This is a genomic window from Endozoicomonas sp. SCSIO W0465, assembly GCF_023716865.1.
Lineage (GTDB): Bacteria > Pseudomonadota > Gammaproteobacteria > Pseudomonadales > Endozoicomonadaceae > Endozoicomonas.
Genome location: NZ_CP092417.1, coordinates 659499 through 678083 on the forward strand (window position 1 = coordinate 659499; position 18585 = coordinate 678083).

Genomic DNA, 18585 nt, shown 5'->3' on the forward strand with positions numbered 1-18585 from the left:
ACCTGTCAGGGTAAAGCGAATCTCATATGGACACATCTATCAATAGATCTCAATTGGTCGATGCTTCTACGCAAACGCCTGTTCATAATTCTACCCAAACTGAATCTGGTGAAGGAAGCCCCGGTGCCATGGGACCCTACGACGTTCGCCGTATGGATAACGTGGTCATGTTTACTGGTCATTTGCCAGATCAGAGAGAGATTTCCGTACAAAAGCAAAAGGATAGGGTGGTCGTCAAATTTTTCCCTGGTTTGAATTCGGAAACAGGGAACGAAGATTGCCTTAAAAAATCGTTCAGTATCCGGTTCCAAAGTGTACCAGTGGGCCAGGGATCCGTTGACGGGTCAGTAGGAAGTGACGGTGAAGACCTTGTCTGGGACGATTTCAGGGAATCTGCAGAGTTACACAGCAATAATCTGGACATTTCAGAGGAAGCCGTCTTTCTGACTCAACGCGCTCGAGATTCGGGCATTGTCAGAAGTCCAAAAGATTCCGCGCTGATTGGCACTGAACCGTCTGACCTGTCAGAGGCATTGAGAAACCTGTCATCCTCAAGGGTAGACACTGTTTCAGAAACTGGTTCCTATTGTTCCTCGACAGGCGCAATGCCTTCTCTTGACCGACAGTCTAACAGCTCTTTGGACACGGCCAACAGTTCTTCAAATTCTGCCACTGCCAGTGGCAGTCTCTTCAGGAATGGCCGGCAGATTTGCGAAATAGCTGAAATGATAAGTGATTCGCGCCAATGTTTAGAACCCGTTTCCAGGCAGATATTCAGCAGACTGATCACTTATGACCCCCATGTGGTACCCGGCTGGTTCAAGAAATACCAGTCTCCATCTTTGACGATAACGACAGTGGAAAATTTCTTGTTGCAAAGCTTTGCCAAATGGATGGGCTGGCTTGATGCTGACGGTAAAAACATGAATCTTTTTACCGGTACAAGTCATCGGTTGAGTCCAAAATTTATTTTTTGGCTCGAAAATAATACCAGTGCCTTTGAGTGTATTTCTCAAGCTGCACAACTGCATGCAAATGTCCGAAGGGATGTCCACCGATGCTTTTGCGGAGAAATCAGGGTCATTGATCGTGTCCAACTCTATGAAACACTGTCTTTTAAACAAGGTGATAAGGCATCACTCAAAAACAAAAGTGGAAATTTGCAACTTTTATCTGAATGCTCCTCTGCAATTTTCTTCTATTTCCGAAACTTTGTATCGAAAATTGCGGAAGTGATTGAATCAAAAAAATACCGAGCAGAGAAGGCAGCGGTCGCCAGGAAAATAGCGGTCCATACAATTTTGGAAAAACAGAGAGGGAATATTGATTTGTTAAAGGCATGTGTGTCTTACAATCTGGCGGTTATGTTGATCGAGAAAGAGTATGCGTCCACTGGTTTGGCTAAATACGATGCATCGAGGAGGGTCAATGGACAGTTAGACTTTGAGGTTGACTATTCCCGTATTGAACCCAACAACCTGGAGGTTATAAAGAAGTTAATCATCCTGATTGAAGCGCTAGAGGACGAAGGCCGGGTTATCATCGAAAATTACAAAGACACTATAGACGCTCTGCCACGAGTGAGAGATGGTAAGAGCTTTGAGGAGAGGGTGTTGCAGATGTGTAAATACGATACCGGTTATGCCAGCAGTCCGTTACAGGGTATAAAGTCAACGTTGCGGGCAATATTGGAAAATCATCCGGCAAACCTGACAGGCTTACCGGGCTAATTCCTGCTGTTTATGTGGTGTTGAAAATATGCAGTATGCTTATACTTACCGGGCCACATTACCAGCAACGTTCAAGGCATCCCACGTTCGGGCAAAGGGTGGAGCATAACAGAAGTCCATCATCCCCAGATCGTCCGTTGTTAAACCACCTTTAATGGCCGCAACCAAAGCATCAACCCTTAATACCGCGCCTCGTCCACCGGCAATCTGGCCACCCAGCAGTTTTTTGCTGGCGGTTTCATAAACCAGCTTCACCAGAATATCAGACTGTCCCGGGTAGTAGTTGGTATGGTCTTTGTCTTTGATCACCACGGTCTGGTAGTCGATACCCTGTTCCTGTGCTTCCTGTTCACCGAGACCAACACGTCCGGCTTCCAGGCTGAGCACTTTGACGCAGGCAGCGCCATACGCACCAGGGAAGTGTTTATCCAGACCACCCATTACTTCGCCGACAAGGCGTCCCATTTTATTGGCGTATGTGGCGAGGGGAATCCATACCGGTTTTTGCAGCTGTCCATGGATGACCGTTGCACAGTCTCCGGCACTAAAGATATTGGGCAGATTGGTTCTGCCCTGATCATCAGTAACAATGGCGCCATTGTCCAGCATTTCCAGACCGGTGCCACCAACAACAACAAGAGAGTCGCTGACAAAACGGGTATTGGGGCGGACTCCGGTACAAAGCACCACCAGATCCGCCCGGTACTGGCCTTTGTCAGTGGTTAATAGAAGGCGATGGTCTTCATCTTCAGGCTTTTCATACTCAGATAGGTCATACTCAAATAGGTCATACTCAGACAGGGATTTCACTGACTCTTGCCAATGGCACTGAATCCCCTCCTTATCCAGGGTCTTTATCACCCACTCTGCCACCTCCTGGTCAAAGGTCCGGGCCAGGGGATAAGAGGCACTCTCAATGATGCGAACAGTCTTGCCCTGTCGCTCAAGTGCCTCCGCCATTTCCAGACCAATATAGCCGGCACCAATGATGGCAACCTCCCTGATTTCCGGATTGGTGATGGCTTGCTTGAGGTCGATGCCATCCTTCATGGTTTTGACACAGAACACCCGCCCATTGTTAAGGCCTTCTTTCAGGCCGGGAACCGGTGGAATCACTGGTTCAGCACCGGTTGCTATCAGCAGGCGGTCATAAGGCTGTTCAAAGTGCTCGCCAGTGGTCAGGTTATGTACGTGAATCATCTGGTCTTTGGCATTGATCTGGGTGACCTGATGCCGGGTTCGTACAGTAATCCCCCGGGCAGCAAACTGCTCAGGTGAAAATTCTGACATCTCACCCGCATCAGAGAAGAAGTCACCCACATAATAGGGCAGGCCGCAGGCACCGAACGAGATGACATCGGACTGCTCATAAACGGTAATGGTGGCCTCTCTGGCCACCCGGCGGGCTTTGGCTGCAGCACTCATGCCGGCAGCCTCACCACCAATAATGACGATTCTGAGTGACTCGGAAGTCGTAGACTGATTCAGTTCAGGCTCTCGCTTTGCAGAATAAGCAGACATCAGGAAATTGCATCCATATCCAGTTCAAGGGAGTCATTGCTGTTGAAGGTTGCCATATTCACTTCACCCATGGCGCGGCCACCGACAAAGCCGGTAGTAATGGCTCCACTGACATTGATGGCCGTGCGGCCCATATCAATCAGAGGCTCGATGGAAATCAACAGGCCGGCCAGCTCAACGGGAAGGCCAAGGGCTGAGAGAACAATCAGGGCCGCAAAGGTGGCACCACCACCCACACCGGCAACGCCGAATGAACCAATGGCGATGGTGATAATAAGGGTACCAATAAAGCTCAGGCTGGTTGGGTCTATGCCCACGGTGGGGGCAATCATCACGGCCAGCATGGCGGGGTAGATACCGGCGCAACCATTCTGGCCGATGGTGGTGCCAAAAGAAGCGGCAAAGTTGGCAACACCTTCCGACACCCCCAGACGCTGGGTCATGGTCTGGATGGTCAGTGGCAGGGTGCCGGCACTGCTGCGAGAGGTAAAGGCGAAGGTCAGTACCGGCAGTATTTTCCTGATGAACTTTACCGGACTTGCGCCGACCATGGTGACCATCAGCAGGTGAACCACAAAGACGGCAATCAAGGCCGCATAAGACGCAATAACAAACCGGATCAGCTGCAGGATATCGGTGAAATTGCTGCCAGCGACGACTTTGGTCATCAATGCCAGAATGCCGAACGGTGTCAGTCGCAGCACCATGGTCACAATGCGCATCACAATGGCGTGGGCCACTTCAACAGCCCGCTCAAAGGTATCGGCTACTTCCGGTTGCTTGCGGTGCAGGCCAAGTACTGCCACACCGATAAAGGTGGAGAAAATCACCACACCAATAATAGAGGTGCTGCGGGTACCCGTCATATCCAGGAATGGATTGGCAGGAATCAGGCTGACCAGCATATCCGGGATCGACAGGTTTTCTACCCGGGTGACGGTAGAGAGCAGTTGTTCTCCACGAGTCGCTTCACGAACTCCGGAAGTGATGGATTCAGCGCTTAATCCAAAGCCAAGGGCAGAAATAATACCAATAGCGGCAGCGATGGATACGGTCATCATCAGCAGAGCCAGTATCCAGCCGCTGATCTTGCCAAGGGTACCGGCGCCTTTCAGTTTCATAATGGCTGAGATTACAGAGACCATGACCAATGGCACAACGATCATTTTCAACAGGCCGACATAGCCATTGCCAACAATATTGAACCAGCTGATGGACTCGATCAGGGATTCAGAAGAAGAGCCATCAGCCATATAGCCATCAGCCATATAGCCATCAGCCATATAGCCATCAGCCATATAGCCATAAACGAGCTGCAGGCAGGCTCCGTAACCGACCCCCATACCCAGGGCGATAAACACCCGCCGGGTGAAGGGCATGTATTGTTTCTGGAATCGGTAGAGCAGGTAGAGCAACCCCGCCATGATAACGATATTGGCCAATACTGCTAAAGACATGGTTCTTATTCCCTTCCTGCTTTAAAAAGGTATTGTGAGTGAGCCTGTTTGCCGGGAAAATTACGCTTAATCGAAAGCATTAGAATCATTCACGCTGATCATTTCAATTGAGAGTTAAAAATTGTTACTTAAGTTCCATTCAATGCGTGTGATAATGACGAACAGTTTAATCCCGGCGGCCATTATTCATGAAAACAACAGTGCCGACAGCAGGTTAATCAACTGTTTTTTAGACTATTTTATTTGATGCTCTACTGCTTTTGGATATAAACGATGGTGTTAGGCCCGCTGAGATATTGGCTTCGGTTGATGAACTGTCCTTTGGGTTAGTTTTTTTGGTAAACCGCCCTTCTGCAGCCCAATAAAGCTTCTACAATAACTGCGCGTTCTCCACATTGGAGCATATTGAAGTGGTTATTTCAGGGGTTTAGTCATGAGTCTTCCCGCAGCGGGCAATGCTGCTGTGCAATATTCCGGTGTCATATCAGAACCGGGCAAGCGTAAGTTATCAGAGTCAGAATCGGAATCGTGTTCAGAAGAGACAGGCAGCATTCAGGGAACGAAGAAACGCCGGTCATCGGAATCCAGCTCAGATGTGAGTGTTCCGGGCTTTTGGATCAGACATAGCGCTCCAGTGAATATTCCTGATGGAAAAGCGGGGGTGAGCTCGACGGTCTCATCACCCGGCAGTTCCTGGAGCGTGGCCAGTGCGGGCAGTAGCTTTGTTGACGAGGGTAATGCATTTTCTGTTTCCGGACAGGAGCAACAGCTGTATCAATTGACCCTGAGTGAGCGCAAAGTTGGCCTTTATTCGCCATCAGGGGATGCCGATGTCTCCGGTGAAGAGTCCGATTCCCAATCCGACGAGTGTCCGCAGGATTCTGCAGATTGTGAAAATGAGCGTAAGCGGGAGCTGCGCAAGAGCCCTGGTTTGCCGAATTTTGAAAGGACTGACTCACTGTCTTCGGGCTCGACGATCAGGCCGGAAACCCCTTCCTTATTTCCCATCATCAGCACATTAAGAGAGTGGAAAACCCGGGGTTGCCAGATCGAAGCGCTGTCAGTTGGAATGAGTAGCACACCAGAGAATGAGACCGAAAAACACGATATTCCCGATCCAGTGCCGGGGGAGTCTCAGGTATGGCTTGTCAAACCACCGGATGACAGGCGAACTGATTCAGTTTTCTCTGCCCCCGATCCTGAGGATATGCCGGAGAATACGCCAATGGTTGTTAAAGTTGAAGTGATTGCTCTGGGTCGCAAAAACAGGGCTGTCGCCAGTGAGTCTACTATTCTTCGCAATCTGGAACATGACCATATTGTTGCCTATATCAGCTCTGGTGAGCAACGGATTGTGGGTTATCCAAACGACAGTGGTAATAAGACTAATGTGCAGCAGTCTTACCTGCAAATGGAATATGTAGGTGATAATCTGCTCGCCTGGCTCGGTAAGCAGGCATTAAGTCCTGAGGCACTGGTCAATAGGCTGACTGACTTCTCCTGCCAGTGCTTTGAGGCACTGACTTACCTGCAGGAATCGGAGATTGTTCACTGCGATATTAAACCGGAAAACCTGCTGGTTGATGACAACCCGACCGGTAAACCCGTGCTTAAAATTGCTGATTTTGGCTTTGCCTATGACGCAGCCAATGGCTTTAAAATCTGCCGGGATGGTAAAGGCGCTGCTATATCCGGCTCAGAGCAGTTTGCTGCACCGGAAACCAAGCCAAAGCCCGGAGTAGACCAAACCCAGACCTATCAGAGTGATATCTATTCATTGGGCCTGACCATTGCCAGTATTCTTTGTGATTATCAGGTTATTGATTCTGGCTATCGCAGAGTTGGGGACCGGTGTGATCTCAAGCTGACGCTGAACGATCCGACTCTTCCCGGGGCAAGGGAGCTTGTCTCGCTGATTGAAAAAACACTGAAATGGCATCCTGACCAGAGAGTGACTGCCGGCCAGGCAGCTGAAGAGGCCCGGAAATTACTGCCAGTAGACGCACAGTTACTATCAACAGGGACAGAGCCAGAGCCACTGACAGCATTTGTTTATGCCTGACTGTTTTCAGGCTTTTTCGGCATGGCCATGGATTTAAAAGGTGATCATAAAATCAACGGCGTTCACGGTTTCCTCAAGCTCCCCATGTTCTTGCAAATAGTCGGCAAATGCCTGGTAACGGCCAGTATCTTTGGCGGCAGGGCGCAGATCAAAACGTGAAATAGTAGCAAACCAGGCACGACGATTCAGCTCGTTATCCAGTTTCTTTGGACTGTAATCCCTGAAGATCGCCCAGGATTTTTCCGGATTATTCACAATATATTGGGTACCCAGTTCAATCGCCCTGAGAAAACGACGAATAGCGTCTTTATCGTGCTTCTTGCTGTTGGCGATAAAAATCAGTTCATCGTAAGGTGGAATGTTGTTTTCCTCGTAATAAAACATACGGCCCTTATGGCCTTCAATCGCCAGCTGGTTCAGCTCGAAGTTGCGATAGGCGCCCATGATGGCATCCACCCGGCCACTCATCAGGGAAGAGGACAGGTTCCAGCCGACATTGACCAGCTTCACATCCCCGGCTCCAAAACCATAAGGTGCAAAGAGTGTGTTCAGAAACGCATTCTCGATACCGCCTATATTCAAACCGATGGTTTTTCCCTTCATATCGTTCAGGGATTTGATCGGGCCATCTTCCAGAACCAACAGACCGTCCAGCGGGGTGCCCACCAGCGTACCTGCCCAGATAAGGGGAAGGCCATTGGCCACAGCGTGTGTCAGGCTAGGCTGATAATACACGGCGAGATCCACTTGTTCAGCCGCCACCAGTTTGGGGGGAAGGTTGGGGTCTGCTGGTTCCTGAATATTGACCTTGAGGCCCAAGTCTTCGAAGTAGCCATTCTCCCGGGCAATAATGATGGGGCCGTGGTCAGGATTGACAAACCATTCCAGCATCAACGTCAGTTCTTTAAGTGCCTTTGCTGACTCAGTATCGGATGCCCGGCTGCTCGTGCTGGCATGCAGGCTGAAGGACAGCATCAAGGTCATTGCCCACAGGACGGTATATTGGATCAGTTTTTTCATTACTTATTCCTGAGAGGTTTCCGGTTGCCACGGAATGAGCCTGCGCAAAAGACGGTCGGTCGTGTAGTAAAGGGTGACAGAACAGAAGGCCAGCACGGTCAGGGCGGCGAACATCTGATCAACCCAGAGTCGTGCATTGGCCTGCAGCATGAGGTAGCCAAGGCCAGCGCTGGAGCCAACCCACTCCCCGACAACGGCACCGATCGGCGCAACCACAACGGCTACCCGCAACCCTGATGCCAGGGCTGGCAGTGCTGCAGGCCAGCGAATATGGCGAAGAATGGCAAACCGGTTTCCGCCCATGGTCTGGGCCATATCCAGCCAGCCCTGATGAGTGTGACGCAGTCCGTCATAACAGCAGGTGGCGACGGGAAAGAAGATGACCAGAATCGTCATCACCACTTTGGAGGTCAGGCCGTAACCAAACCAGAGCATCAATATCGGTGCGAGGGCAAATACCGGAATGGCCTGGGTAATCAGCAGTGGCGGCAAGAGCCAGGGTCGTAACGCGGTAAAATAGACGAGAATCAGCGCCAGAATAATGCCCAGCAGAACGCCGAGCAACAGGCCCAGTAGCATTTCACTGAGGGTCACCAGCGTGTGTTCCCACAGCAGGCTGGCATGCTCAACCATGCTGTTGGCCACTTCCAACGGACCGGGAAGGATGTAGGCAGGCATAGCAAAGGCAACCACCAATGCATGCCATAGAATCAGGAGACCAGAAAGGACAATGAAGGGTTTGATGGAATCTTTCATCCCTGACTGTGCTCCTGAAAAGAAAGTTCTCCTGATTGATCATCAAACGACTCATGACGTAAACGATCCAGCAGTTTGCCCTGTAATGTCATCAGGCCGTGGCTGTCCAGTGACCGGGGTGTCTTGCCCGGTGGGGTAATGGCATCCGTCAGTCGGGCTGGATGCCCCTGCAGGTGATAAACCGCGTGACCGAGGCGCAGGGCTTCCAGTGGATCATGGGTGATCAATAACACGGTACGGTGCTGCAGCAGCTCACAGGCAAGATCCTGCAGGTTGAGTCGGGTGATGGCATCCAGTGCGCCGAAGGGTTCATCCATCAACACCAGTGGCCGGTTTTCCATCAGCGTCCGGGCCAGGGCCACCCGCTGCCGCTGACCACCGGACAGGTGCTGGGGCAGAGCATGCGCTTTTTCTGACAGGCCGACCTTCTCCAGGATCGACATGGCCCGGTCCTGAACCTCTGCTGATAAGCCCGGGCGGCGTTTGAACACATCGGCCAGATGGCGACGCAGGCGCTGCCCCAGGGTGATATTGTCGAGTACTGAAAACCAGGGCAACAGCAGGTCCTGTTGCGCCATCCAGGCTATTCGGTGATTCACCGGCAGGCCGTCCTGACAAGTGACCTCTGCCGTTGTCTCGCCCGCCGGCAAGCCGGCAATCAAACGCAGGAGGCTGGTTTTTCCCACACCGCTGCCACCGAGCAGGCAGGTCCACTGGCCGCCCTTAAGGGTCAGGTTAAGGTCTTCAAAAACACAGAGGTTGCCAAATTTCAGGGTGGCGTTGTGAATCATCACATCAAACATGCGTTTGTGTATTCCTTATGATGCGCGTTATGACCAGCTGCGGTAAAAGTGATGAACCGGACCGTGGCCAGAACCGATGTTCAGATCATCGGCGTGGGCAATGGCTCCGGAAATATACTCTTTGGCAGACCTGACGGCGTCCGTCAAAGGGTAATCCCTGGCCAGCAAAGCGGTTACAGCAGACGACAATGTACAGCCTGTGCCGTGGGTATTCCGGGTTACTACCCATGATGATTCGAGCTGGTGCAGGGTCTTACCGTCATGGAACAGATCAACAGCCTTGTTGTTGCCACCGTCTGAGGAAAGGTGACCACCTTTGAGCAATACGGCACTGGCTCCCAGATCCATCAACGGATCAACCATGGCGATCATGGTGGCCAGTGACTCCGGGCGCGGACAATTCAAAAGAACCGCCGCTTCCGGCAGGTTGGGCGTGATCAGTGTGGCTTTGGGAATCAGCTTGCGACGCAGGTTATCAATGGCCGCTTCCTGAAGCAGAACATCACCGCTGGTGGCCACCATGACCGGGTCAACCACCAGATATTTCAGCGGGTAATCACTGACAGCGCGGGCAACCGTATCAATCACTTCTGGCTGGCTCAGCATGCCCACCTTGGCGGCAGAGACCGTCAGGTCGGCAAAGACAGAGTCCAGCTGCTCACGGACAAAGGCGGGTGAGATGTCAAAAATACCCTGAACACCCAGCGTGTTCTGTGCGGTCAGCGCAGTGATCACACTGCAGCCGTAGGCACCAAGGGCTGAGAAGGTTTTCAGGTCTGCCTGAATGCCGGCACCACCACCACTGTCAGAACCGGCAATGGTCAATGCGATTGGTGTCGAAGACATAAGCTCGCGCCTCTCCACAAGAGAAACTCCATCGGTCATCATTGGGACTGGCGGGAAAAGAGGGTGAGGCGTTGGGTTAAACTCTGGTTCCTGTCGAGAATATTGCGCCATGCCGGGGCAATCAAAGGCATTGCATAACAGGCTTGCACGGAGGTCAGTACATCAGCGTTTTATCAGCTCTCAGGCCCGTCGGTTTCCTACGCCAGCATTATCTGGTTCAGGTTCTATGGGTCTATCTCAGTTCTGCCTTGCATTGCAGGATGGCAGAACACCCCAACCAACTCCGGTCGAGTCTATGGGGTTTGCTATAAACTGTCCAGTGAGTTGAGTCAATTGACGCTTATCCGGCCTTGCGGATTAACCAGAAATACAGAGGGTAAGGCAGGCTTCTCAGAAGCCCGAGGATGGCGGCGAAAATACGGGGGAATCGAATTTCGAACTGGCGCCCCTTCATCCCTTTGACAATCAATTCCGCAGCCTTATCCACCTCCATCAGAAAGGGCATGGGGAATCGGTTCTTGCTGGTGAGTGGGGTTTTCACAAACCCCGGGTTGATCACTTTGATATCAATGCCCACGTCAGACAGCTCAGTATTCAGGGATTCTGCCATATTGATCAGGGCCGCCTTGCTCGCGCCATAGCCCGCTGCTCTGGGCAGCCCACGATAACCTGCCAGAGATGCATTCATGGCAATGGTTCCTTTGCCTCGCCCGGTCATATAGGTGATCAATGGCTCAAGGCAGTGGCAAACGCCCATCAGGTTCAGTTCCACCTGTTGACGCACGGCATCACTGGTAAACCCGGTTGCCGGACTGGGGATATAGGTTCCAGCATTGAGAATGGCCTGATCAATACCACCGTGCTGCGCAATAATCTTGTCTACCGTCATCTTTACCGCAGCTTGATCCGTAACATCCAGGGGGTAGGGAGCAATACTGCCGGTCAAGTCAGTTGATTGATTGGCCAGTGCTGCCAACCGTTCCACGTTTCGGGCACTGGCTGCGACCACCATTCCTGCCCGGGCCATGGCGATGGCAACCGCCTCACCAATGCCCTGACTGGCGCCGGTGATCCAGATGACCGGAGGGTTGGCAGGCGGCGTTAAATCGTGGTGAGAATTCATGTCTGCACAGCCTCTATTGCTTTTCGTCAGCGGCTTTTTCTGGGGTTGCTTTTGCAAAAGCAACGGTCAGGGTGCCGAGCTTAATACCCCATTTGCTCATGGTCGCAATATTCAGTAACACGCCATCTTCCTGCAGGAACATCCAGTCATCAAAGGTAACCACCCACTCCCGGCCACGGATGGGCAGCCGCATCTGGTATTTGAAATTAAAGGCATTACCGGCACTTTGCCCAATGGCATGACCAACGATATCTCCGGCGGTTCCCTGGTAGTGTCCGTCACTGAGCATTTTGACCTTCCAGATACGTTTTGATTCGGTACCGTCTGAATAGATGAAATCCTCATTCAAAGTCAGCACATCGTCTTTTACTTCACCGATCATCAGTACTTTAAAGCGCTGTTGTACATTGCCAAACCGGTCCTGAAACATGCCCCAGGCAACGGTTTCTCCGGCAAAGTATTGTTCAATTTTCAGGCTTGGTTCGCTGCCTGCATAATCTTCAATATTCATGGTCGAGCACCCCGTCAGCATAATCGTCATCATAAATAGCAGGGTCAGGAGTCGCTCTCGTCCTGACTTCCGATCTTTAATTGTTGTTAACGTGACTGACATGACATTGCCTCCACGGGCTCTACAGACACCGGTTTGCTCAGCTTGTAGAGACAAACATCAATACTCTTGAATTGAAAACCGGTAGCGCAGTAATCCAGGTAGAACTGCCACATCCGTTTAAATCGTTGATCAAATCCGAGTTTTTCAATGGTGGGCCAGGCGGTAAGGAAATGCCGTTTCCACTCACCCAGGGTTTTTGCATAGTCAAGCCCGAAGGAAAGCCTGTTGGTGATGGCTAACCCGGCTTTGCTGGTTTGCTCTTTCATTACCCTGTCACTGGGCAGCATACCTCCCGGGAAGATGTAACGCTGGATAAAATCGACACCACGGCGATACGCCTCAAAGCGGGCGTTATCAATCAGGATGGCCTGGATAACCGCAGAACCTCCGGGTTTCAAACTGTTGTAGATTTTTTCAAAATACGTTGGCCAGAGCTCTTCACCGACCGCCTCAATCATTTCGATGGAGACGATGTGGTCAAACTGCCCATGGATATCCCGGTAATCCGTGAGACTGAATTGGTGGGACCGGTTGTCAGGCAGCGGTTCTGTGCGAGTGTCTTTGTCAACGTCTTGGTAAACGTCTTGGTGAGCGCGCTGTGCATAAGCCAGCTGTTCTTTTGACAGTGTGATCCCATGGTAAGCGCCATTATGTCTCTGGCTCAGTGTGCGGGCAAAGCCTCCCCAGCCACAGCCTATTTCAAGAACGGAACTTCCCGGACGCAGCTCAAGCCAATCGACAATGGTGTTGTATTTATTACTCTGCGCCGTTTCCAGGTCCTCATGCTCCTCAAGATAAAGGGCACTTGAATAGGTCATGGACGCATCAAGCCATTGCCGATAAAAGTCATTGCCCAGGTCATAATGGGCGGCAATATTGCGACGGCTGCCAGAGCAGCTGTTACGACGCAACCTGTGCAACAACCGGTTGAACGTATTGCTGAGCCAGTTGGATGCCATCACGCCCTGCAGGTTGTCCTCATTGACCATTGCCCAGTCGGTCAGTGCTCTCAGATCCGGGGTGCTCCAGTCACCGTTGATGTAGGACTCTGACCAGCCCAGTAATCCCTGGCTGCTTTGCTGGATTAAACCCACTGGATTATGGATCTGCAGGCAGGGAATGGGGGTGCCTGACTTGAACTGCCCAACCATCACGCCTTCATTGCCATCAATACGCAGCTCTATTCTGCTCACCCCGGCCTTGATCAGACGTTTTTCCAGCCAGGAAAGGACTTTTCTCAGGGCAGGGAACAGCGGCTTGGCGGTTATTTCCGTGGAGCTGGTTGAGTTCATCTGTTTTTCCCCCTGTTCGCTGCATTTTTTTCTTTTGCTATGGGCATTTCTGCCCGGCTGTGACTGAAAAAGAAATTTCTGGGCGTATGCGTGTGAATGGCTATGCCCTTGAGCCATAGCCGCAGGGCTTCCCAATGGATAGCAGCTATAACTTTCAGGGTTTGCAGTGGCAGCAGCATGGTCTGTTTTACGATAAAGCCATCGCTGATGGGTTGGCGAAGACCTTTGAAGACGGCAGTGAACAGCTTGCCATGGTTGTTATTCAGATTGATGCCAAGGGTGACATACTCTTCTGGCGGCCGTGTACGAAAATGGTAATAGCAATCCATGGGAAAGAAGGGGGACACATGCAGTGCTTTGTCAGCCTGCTGTTGAACCACATGCTGCTTAACCATTTGCTTTTTATGATCTATCGTCTGGTGATCGTCTGGCTGGTCTTCCGGTCCGACAGCTGCCACATAGGCGTGTCTTTCCCCGAAGGTATTACTGACTTCATAGACGATCGCTGTCAACCGCTGGTCCCGATAGCAAAAGTACACCGCCAATGGATTAAAGGTGTAGCCAAACATCCGTGGGTAACAAAGCAGACTGATGTTGTCCGGTGTTTCAATGCTGTGGTCTTGCAGCAACTGGTTAATCTGTTCCTGCAATGGTGTATCTGAACCATCGCCATGGTCACGGGGGTAAAACGACACCACATTAAAACGGTTGATGGAAAACAGGGTCAGCCGTTTATCCAGCGCATCCATGTCATCCAGATCCAGTAACCAGGAGGCAACACGATAAGAGAAGCGATGCTTTTTCGGTTTGAACCGGTGGTGCATCAATTGGCCCACATAGATAGAACAACCAGGGTAAGACTCCATTCTCAGGATTCCTGCTTTTGAGGTTCAGACGATGCCAGTTGGGTGTTGGAGAAGTCGGGGCCAAAAAAACTGTGTCCAAAAAGATCCGGACGGTGAAGTCGGTCATTTTCTCCCTTAACCTGCCAGGGTCGGCGAATGCCACCAAGGCTTTCCGCAACAGCAAGGCCGGATTGTAGCCCATCTTCATGGAAGCCATAGCCCATCCAGGCACCACAATACCAGGTCCGGTTTCTGCCTTGGAGCTCCCAGAGTCTTTGTTGCGCTTCAATAGCGTCACGATTGAATACCGGATGGTCATAAAGATAGCAGCCATGAATCAGATCAGTGGCAGGCTCTTGTTCAGGATTCAAAGTGACAAACAGTGGGGGACCGTCGAGGTGCTGCAGGTTATTCATCCAGTAAGTGATCGCAGGACCATGCTCCTGGTCTTTTTCTTTTTTAGTGGAACCAAGATAGTTCCAGCTGGCCCAGGCCTTTTTGTTCTCAGGCATCAACTGCTCATCACTGTGCAACAGCGCTTTATTCCGTTGGAAAGTGAAGGCTCCCAGCAAGTGCTGTTCAAATTCATCGGGCTCGGACAGTAAATTCAACGATGTGTCCGCATGACAGGCCATAACCACATGGTCAAAGTTCCAGTCTTTACCCTGGAAATCGGTCAATTGAACCCGGTCAGGGAAGCGCTTGACCTTCCTGATGCAACGGTTAGTGAGTGCAGATGCGCCCAGCTCATCAATAATACGCTGGACATATTCACGACTGCCGCCTTTTACCGTCTGCCACTGTGGACGATCCGACAACTGAAGCAGGCCATGATTTGAGCAGAAGCGCAGAAAGGCCAGGGCAGGGTAGTCGAGCATTTTGTCCGCAGGTGTTGACCAGATGGCGGCGCCCATGGGAATAAGATGGTCATGGATAAACCGTTGGCTGAAACGTTCACGATGCAACAGCTGGCCAAGGGTCAACGAGGCATCAATGCCTTTTTCATGCCCAAGGCTGCTTTTATGCTCAAGGCTGCCTTTATGCTCAAGGCTGCCCAGCCATTTATCACTGTTGCGATAAAAACGCAGAATATCAGCCAGCATCAACCAGAACCCCGGACGTAACAGGTTTTTCTTCTGTGCGAATAATCCCGATAAATCAGTGCCGGCATACTCTGTAGCCCCATTATTAAGCGATACAGAAAATGACATATCCGTAGGGACAAAAGGCACCTGCAGGTGTTTGAAAAAAGCAATCAGATTGGGATAAGTTTTTTCATTAAACACAATAAATCCGGTGTCTACAGGAGTTGGCTCCTTATCACCAACAGAGACGGTATGACTATGTCCTCCAAAGCGGTCGTCCTTCTCAAATAGGGTAACGTTGTGCTGCCTGGACAGTAACCAGGCACAGGATAGACCGCTAATACCGGAACCAACGACAGCTATATTCATTCCTTTAGTAGACACAAGTGAGGCTCCCTGTTGCTTTTATTAGCTATTGAAAGACCTGAAAAAGACATTTTGAGGAAGATGCCCTACGAACACAAAGGTCTTTATTAAAGCAGTTAAGTACTGTTAAGAGCAATTACGCACAGAGTGGCATAATGGTTCACCAATGAACCTTACCCATCAAAGATCAGGATGGCAGCGCTTCTGAAACATTACCTGTTTTCTGGCCAGTCATGTTGGATACCTGCCAGGCTGCATAGCTTTTTGGCCTGCTCATATTTGCCCATAACCTCCCAGAGCCTTACCAATGCCAGATCGATAATGTGCTTGCCGGAGGGTTTGCACAGCTCAGCCTCTGGCATGCCCGGTGTCTTCTGGCTCATGGCCAGCAGCAGCTGTTCGGCCAGTCCATTTTTGCCGATGACCTGCCAGTACCTTGCCAGATCGATATCGTACTTGCCGGAGGGTTTGCACAGCTCAGCCTCGGGCATGTCGGGTGTCTTCTTGCCCATGGCCAGCAGCAACTTTTCAGCAGGCCCGGTTTTGCCCATGATCTCCCAGTGCCTTACCAGATCGATATCGTACTTGCCGGAGGGTTTGCACAGCTCGGCCTCGGGCATGTCCGGTGTCTTTTTGCCCATGGCCAGCAGCAACTTTTCGGCCGGTTCATCTTTACCCATGATCTCCCAGAGTCTTACCAGTGCCAGATCGATATCCTGTTGGCCAGAGGGTTTGCACAGCCCGGCCTCGGGCATGTCGGGTGTCTTGCTGGTCATGGCCAGTAACAGCTTTTCGGCCGGCCCGGTTTTGCCCATGTCCTCCCAGAGCACGGCCAGTGCCAGATCGATATCCTGTTGGCCGGAGGGTTTGCACAGCCCGGCCTCGGGCATGTCGGGTGTCTTGCTGGTCATGGCCAGTAACAGCTTTTCGGCCGGCCCGGTTTTGCCCATGTCCTCCCAGAGCATGGCCAGTGCCAGATCGATATAGTGCTGGCCGGAGGGTTTGCACAGTGCGGCCACGGGCATGTCTGGCGTCTTTCTGCTCATGGCCAGCAACAGCTTTTCGGCCAGCTCATTTTTGCCTATGGTCTGCCAGTGCCTTGCCAGTGCCAGATCGATATCGTGCTTACCGAAGGGTTTGCACAGCCCGGCCTCGGGCATGTCGGGTGTCTTCCTGCTCATGGCCAGCAGCAACTTTTCGGCCTGCTCGTTTTTACCCCTGGCCTGCCAGAACCTTGCCAGATCGAGATCAAGCCTGCCGGATGGCTTGCACAGTTCGGCCCCGGGCATGTCGGGTGTCTTCCTGCTCATGGCCAGCAGCAGTTTTTCGGCCGGGTCATTTTTGCCCATGCCCCCCCAGAGTCTGACCAGTGCCAGATCGGTATCGGGTTTTCCGGAAGGAGTGCACAGCCTGGCTTCAGGCATGCCCGGTGTCTTCCTGCTCATGGCCAGCAGCAGCTTTTCGGCCAACTCATTTTTACCCATGGCCTGCCAGAGTCTGACCAGTGCCATATCCATTTTGTGCTTGCCACAGGGTTTGCACAGTTCGACCTCGGGCATGTCGGGTGTCTTCCTGATCATGGCCAGCAGCAATTTTTCGGCTGACTCATTTTTTCCCAGTAACTGCCAGTGCTTTGCCAGATCAATATCGTGCTTGCCAGTAGGTTTACACAGCTCAGCTTCGGGCATGTCGGGTGTCTTCTTGCTCATCGCCAGCAACAGCTTTTCGGTCGGCCTGTTTTGACCCATAACCTCCCAGATTCTTGCCAGTGCCAGATCGATATCGTCCTGCCCGGAGGGTTTGCACAGCTCGGCCTCGGGCATGTCTGCTGTCTTCTTGCTGATGGCCAGCAGCAGCTTTTCGGCTGCCTGATTGTTGCCCATCGTCTTCCAGAGTATTGCCAGGGTCAAATCGATATCGTGCTTGCCAGAGGGTCTGCACAGCACGGCACCAGGCATGTTGGGTGTCTTTCCGATCATGGCCAGTAGGAGTTTTTCGGCCGCCTTGTTTTTGGTCATGACCTGCCAGAGTCTGGCTAACGTGATGTCAAGGTTGTGATGCCCTGAAGGTATTGCCGGATCAACAGGATTTCCTCTAAAGGACAATATGATGACTTCTGCATCCATATACTTACGAGCATCGTGTTGATCTTTAATTGCTCTGGCCAACCCCGTGACAACGTTTACCTGTATATTCTCAGGCAGATGTTCAAGGCAACTTTCATATATTTTTCTGAACTCCATCTCAGCCCGGTGCGGAAATGTTCTAAGTAAGTCATACGCTCTGCGTATTACCCCACCCGATTCAGTAAATTCAGCAGGAGTTGCCGTTTGACTTGAGACACTATGAAATCGGTGTGGGTCTTGAATGGAAAAATGCTGAGGCTGAACCGGAACACAGTCCGGTAGTGGTTGGTAAGCAGCAAAATAATATGGATCAGCAAATGCACCTTGCGCCACTGACAGCGTTTGTTGTGGATAGTAATACGCTGTTGGATCCCGGGACTGACTGTATAAATAAACCGGCATACTGCTCCCTGGTTGGGGTTGGTACAAAGCAACGCGGTGTCCCGCAAATACGTTTTGCCCCAATGGAACGGCATAGGAAAAATGGTGATCCTCCGTTGGTATCGGGGACGGATTGGATAAATACACCAGCGTACTGCAGATTGGTTGGAGTTGGTACCAGGCGATACTATATCCAGCGAATAAGATTTGCCCTGCAGGCACAGCCTGAGAAGAATAGAAATCTTGCGCTTGAACCTGAGTCTGATGGTTGCAATACACTGGTGCAATGGCTGAGTTATGATGGCTGTTAGCAGAGTTGTCTGTGGGAAGCATAGAATGATTGCTACTCTGGCTGACAATGGGAAGATCCCCGGATATATCGGTGTTTTGGTACCTCTGAGAGGGCTATCGCAATGGGTATTCCTGTTATTCCCCAGACTGGCCATGCAACACCTTGTTAATAGATGAGATAAAAAAATATAAGTTCCGTTATTATTTTTCGAAAAATTATTGGTAAATATGTGAAATATCAAGACAAGAAAAACATCTCCAACAGAAG

At 51.3% G+C, this 18585-nt stretch carries 14 protein-coding genes and 1 riboswitch; of the genes, 2 read left to right on the forward strand and 12 right to left on the reverse strand.

Annotated features, from left to right (window positions below; genetic code table 11):
* Nucleotides 1-53: 53 nt before the first annotated feature.
* Entirely contained in the window at nucleotides 54-1730 is a 1677-nt protein-coding gene (locus MJO57_RS02845; RefSeq protein WP_252022814.1) for a hypothetical protein, read from the forward strand.
* A 45-nt stretch (nucleotides 1731-1775) separates the two neighbouring features.
* Here MJO57_RS02845 and MJO57_RS02850 read toward each other — a convergent pair whose 3' ends face one another.
* Together MJO57_RS02850 and MJO57_RS02855 are read right to left on the reverse strand one after the other, a co-directional pair.
* The gene (locus tag MJO57_RS02850) at nucleotides 1776-3251 is read right to left on the reverse strand and encodes a CoA-disulfide reductase (protein WP_252022816.1); all 1476 of its coding nucleotides are present in this window, start codon (nucleotides 3249-3251) and stop codon (nucleotides 1776-1778) included.
* A complete protein-coding gene (locus MJO57_RS02855; protein ID WP_252022817.1) occupies nucleotides 3251-4708 on the reverse strand; it encodes an L-cystine transporter in 1458 nt (485 codons plus the stop codon). Before MJO57_RS02855 ends, MJO57_RS02850 begins: the two co-directional genes overlap by 1 nt.
* Nucleotides 4709-5342: 634 nt before the next feature.
* Between MJO57_RS02855 and MJO57_RS02860 the strand changes: the two genes are divergently transcribed.
* Nucleotides 5343-6770: a protein kinase family protein gene (locus tag MJO57_RS02860; protein ID WP_252022819.1), complete on the forward strand. Its 1428-nt coding sequence runs from the start codon at nucleotides 5343-5345 to the stop codon at nucleotides 6768-6770.
* A 33-nt stretch (nucleotides 6771-6803) separates the two neighbouring features.
* Here the strand turns inward: MJO57_RS02860 and MJO57_RS02865 are convergent, their stop codons facing one another.
* From MJO57_RS02865 to MJO57_RS02910, 10 genes are all read right to left on the reverse strand, one after another.
* Complete coding sequence (locus tag MJO57_RS02865; protein WP_252022821.1) at nucleotides 6804-7790, reverse strand: ABC transporter substrate-binding protein; 987 nt, start codon at nucleotides 7788-7790, stop codon at nucleotides 6804-6806.
* A 3-nt stretch (nucleotides 7791-7793) separates the two neighbouring features.
* Nucleotides 7794-8546, reverse strand: a complete 753-nt coding sequence (locus tag MJO57_RS02870) for an ABC transporter permease (RefSeq protein WP_252022823.1) — start codon at nucleotides 8544-8546, stop codon at nucleotides 7794-7796.
* The gene (locus tag MJO57_RS02875) at nucleotides 8543-9349 is read right to left on the reverse strand and encodes an ABC transporter ATP-binding protein (RefSeq protein WP_252022825.1); all 807 of its coding nucleotides are present in this window, start codon (nucleotides 9347-9349) and stop codon (nucleotides 8543-8545) included. The genes MJO57_RS02870 and MJO57_RS02875 overlap by 4 nt, the downstream gene beginning before the upstream one ends.
* Before the next feature lie 27 nt (nucleotides 9350-9376).
* Nucleotides 9377-10195: a bifunctional hydroxymethylpyrimidine kinase/phosphomethylpyrimidine kinase gene (thiD, locus tag MJO57_RS02880; protein WP_252022827.1), complete on the reverse strand. Its 819-nt coding sequence runs from the start codon at nucleotides 10193-10195 to the stop codon at nucleotides 9377-9379.
* Nucleotides 10196-10372: 177 nt separating this feature from the next.
* A riboswitch (TPP riboswitch) is annotated at nucleotides 10373-10481 on the reverse strand.
* Nucleotides 10482-10535: 54 nt separating this feature from the next.
* A complete protein-coding gene (locus MJO57_RS02885) occupies nucleotides 10536-11318 on the reverse strand; it encodes an SDR family NAD(P)-dependent oxidoreductase (RefSeq protein WP_252022829.1) in 783 nt (260 codons plus the stop codon).
* Nucleotides 11319-11331: 13 nt separating this feature from the next.
* Nucleotides 11332-11931, reverse strand: a complete 600-nt coding sequence (locus MJO57_RS02890) for a DUF3833 domain-containing protein (RefSeq protein ID WP_256493229.1) — start codon at nucleotides 11929-11931, stop codon at nucleotides 11332-11334.
* On the reverse strand, nucleotides 11916-13223 hold the full coding sequence (locus MJO57_RS02895) for a cyclopropane-fatty-acyl-phospholipid synthase family protein (protein ID WP_252022833.1): 1308 nt from the start codon (nucleotides 13221-13223) through the stop codon (nucleotides 11916-11918). Before MJO57_RS02895 ends, MJO57_RS02890 begins: the two co-directional genes overlap by 16 nt.
* On the reverse strand, nucleotides 13220-14089 hold the full coding sequence (locus MJO57_RS02900; RefSeq protein WP_252022835.1) for a DUF1365 domain-containing protein: 870 nt from the start codon (nucleotides 14087-14089) through the stop codon (nucleotides 13220-13222). Before MJO57_RS02900 ends, MJO57_RS02895 begins: the two co-directional genes overlap by 4 nt.
* Nucleotides 14090-14091: 2 nt before the next feature.
* The gene (locus tag MJO57_RS02905) at nucleotides 14092-15522 is read right to left on the reverse strand and encodes an NAD(P)/FAD-dependent oxidoreductase (RefSeq protein ID WP_252022836.1); all 1431 of its coding nucleotides are present in this window, start codon (nucleotides 15520-15522) and stop codon (nucleotides 14092-14094) included.
* A 209-nt stretch (nucleotides 15523-15731) separates the two neighbouring features.
* Nucleotides 15732-17537: a lipopolysaccharide assembly protein LapB gene (locus tag MJO57_RS02910; protein WP_252022838.1), complete on the reverse strand. Its 1806-nt coding sequence runs from the start codon at nucleotides 17535-17537 to the stop codon at nucleotides 15732-15734.
* Nucleotides 17538-18585 lie beyond the last annotated feature (1048 nt).

What these genes read in the sequence shown, in the direction of transcription:
- MJO57_RS02865 (WP_252022821.1), bottom strand. Translation starts at nt 7,790, where the DNA reads ATGAAAAAACTGATCCAATATACCGTCCTGTGGGCAATGACCTTGATG.
- MJO57_RS02850 (WP_252022816.1), bottom strand. Translation starts at nt 3,251, where the DNA reads ATGTCTGCTTATTCTGCAAAGCGAGAGCCTGAACTGAATCAGTCTACG.
- MJO57_RS02870 (WP_252022823.1), bottom strand. Translation starts at nt 8,546, where the DNA reads ATGAAAGATTCCATCAAACCCTTCATTGTCCTTTCTGGTCTCCTGATT.
- MJO57_RS02855 (WP_252022817.1), bottom strand. Translation starts at nt 4,708, where the DNA reads ATGTCTTTAGCAGTATTGGCCAATATCGTTATCATGGCGGGGTTGCTC.
- MJO57_RS02900 (WP_252022835.1), bottom strand. Translation starts at nt 14,089, where the DNA reads ATGGAGTCTTACCCTGGTTGTTCTATCTATGTGGGCCAATTGATGCAC.
- MJO57_RS02890 (WP_256493229.1), bottom strand. Translation starts at nt 11,931, where the DNA reads ATGTCAGTCACGTTAACAACAATTAAAGATCGGAAGTCAGGACGAGAG.
- thiD (WP_252022827.1), bottom strand. Translation starts at nt 10,195, where the DNA reads ATGTCTTCGACACCAATCGCATTGACCATTGCCGGTTCTGACAGTGGT.
- MJO57_RS02905 (WP_252022836.1), bottom strand. Translation starts at nt 15,522, where the DNA reads ATGAATATAGCTGTCGTTGGTTCCGGTATTAGCGGTCTATCCTGTGCC.
- MJO57_RS02895 (WP_252022833.1), bottom strand. Translation starts at nt 13,223, where the DNA reads ATGAACTCAACCAGCTCCACGGAAATAACCGCCAAGCCGCTGTTCCCT.
- MJO57_RS02885 (WP_252022829.1), bottom strand. Translation starts at nt 11,318, where the DNA reads ATGAATTCTCACCACGATTTAACGCCGCCTGCCAACCCTCCGGTCATC.
- MJO57_RS02910 (WP_252022838.1), bottom strand. Translation starts at nt 17,537, where the DNA reads ATGACCAAAAACAAGGCGGCCGAAAAACTCCTACTGGCCATGATCGGA.
- MJO57_RS02875 (WP_252022825.1), bottom strand. Translation starts at nt 9,349, where the DNA reads ATGTTTGATGTGATGATTCACAACGCCACCCTGAAATTTGGCAACCTC.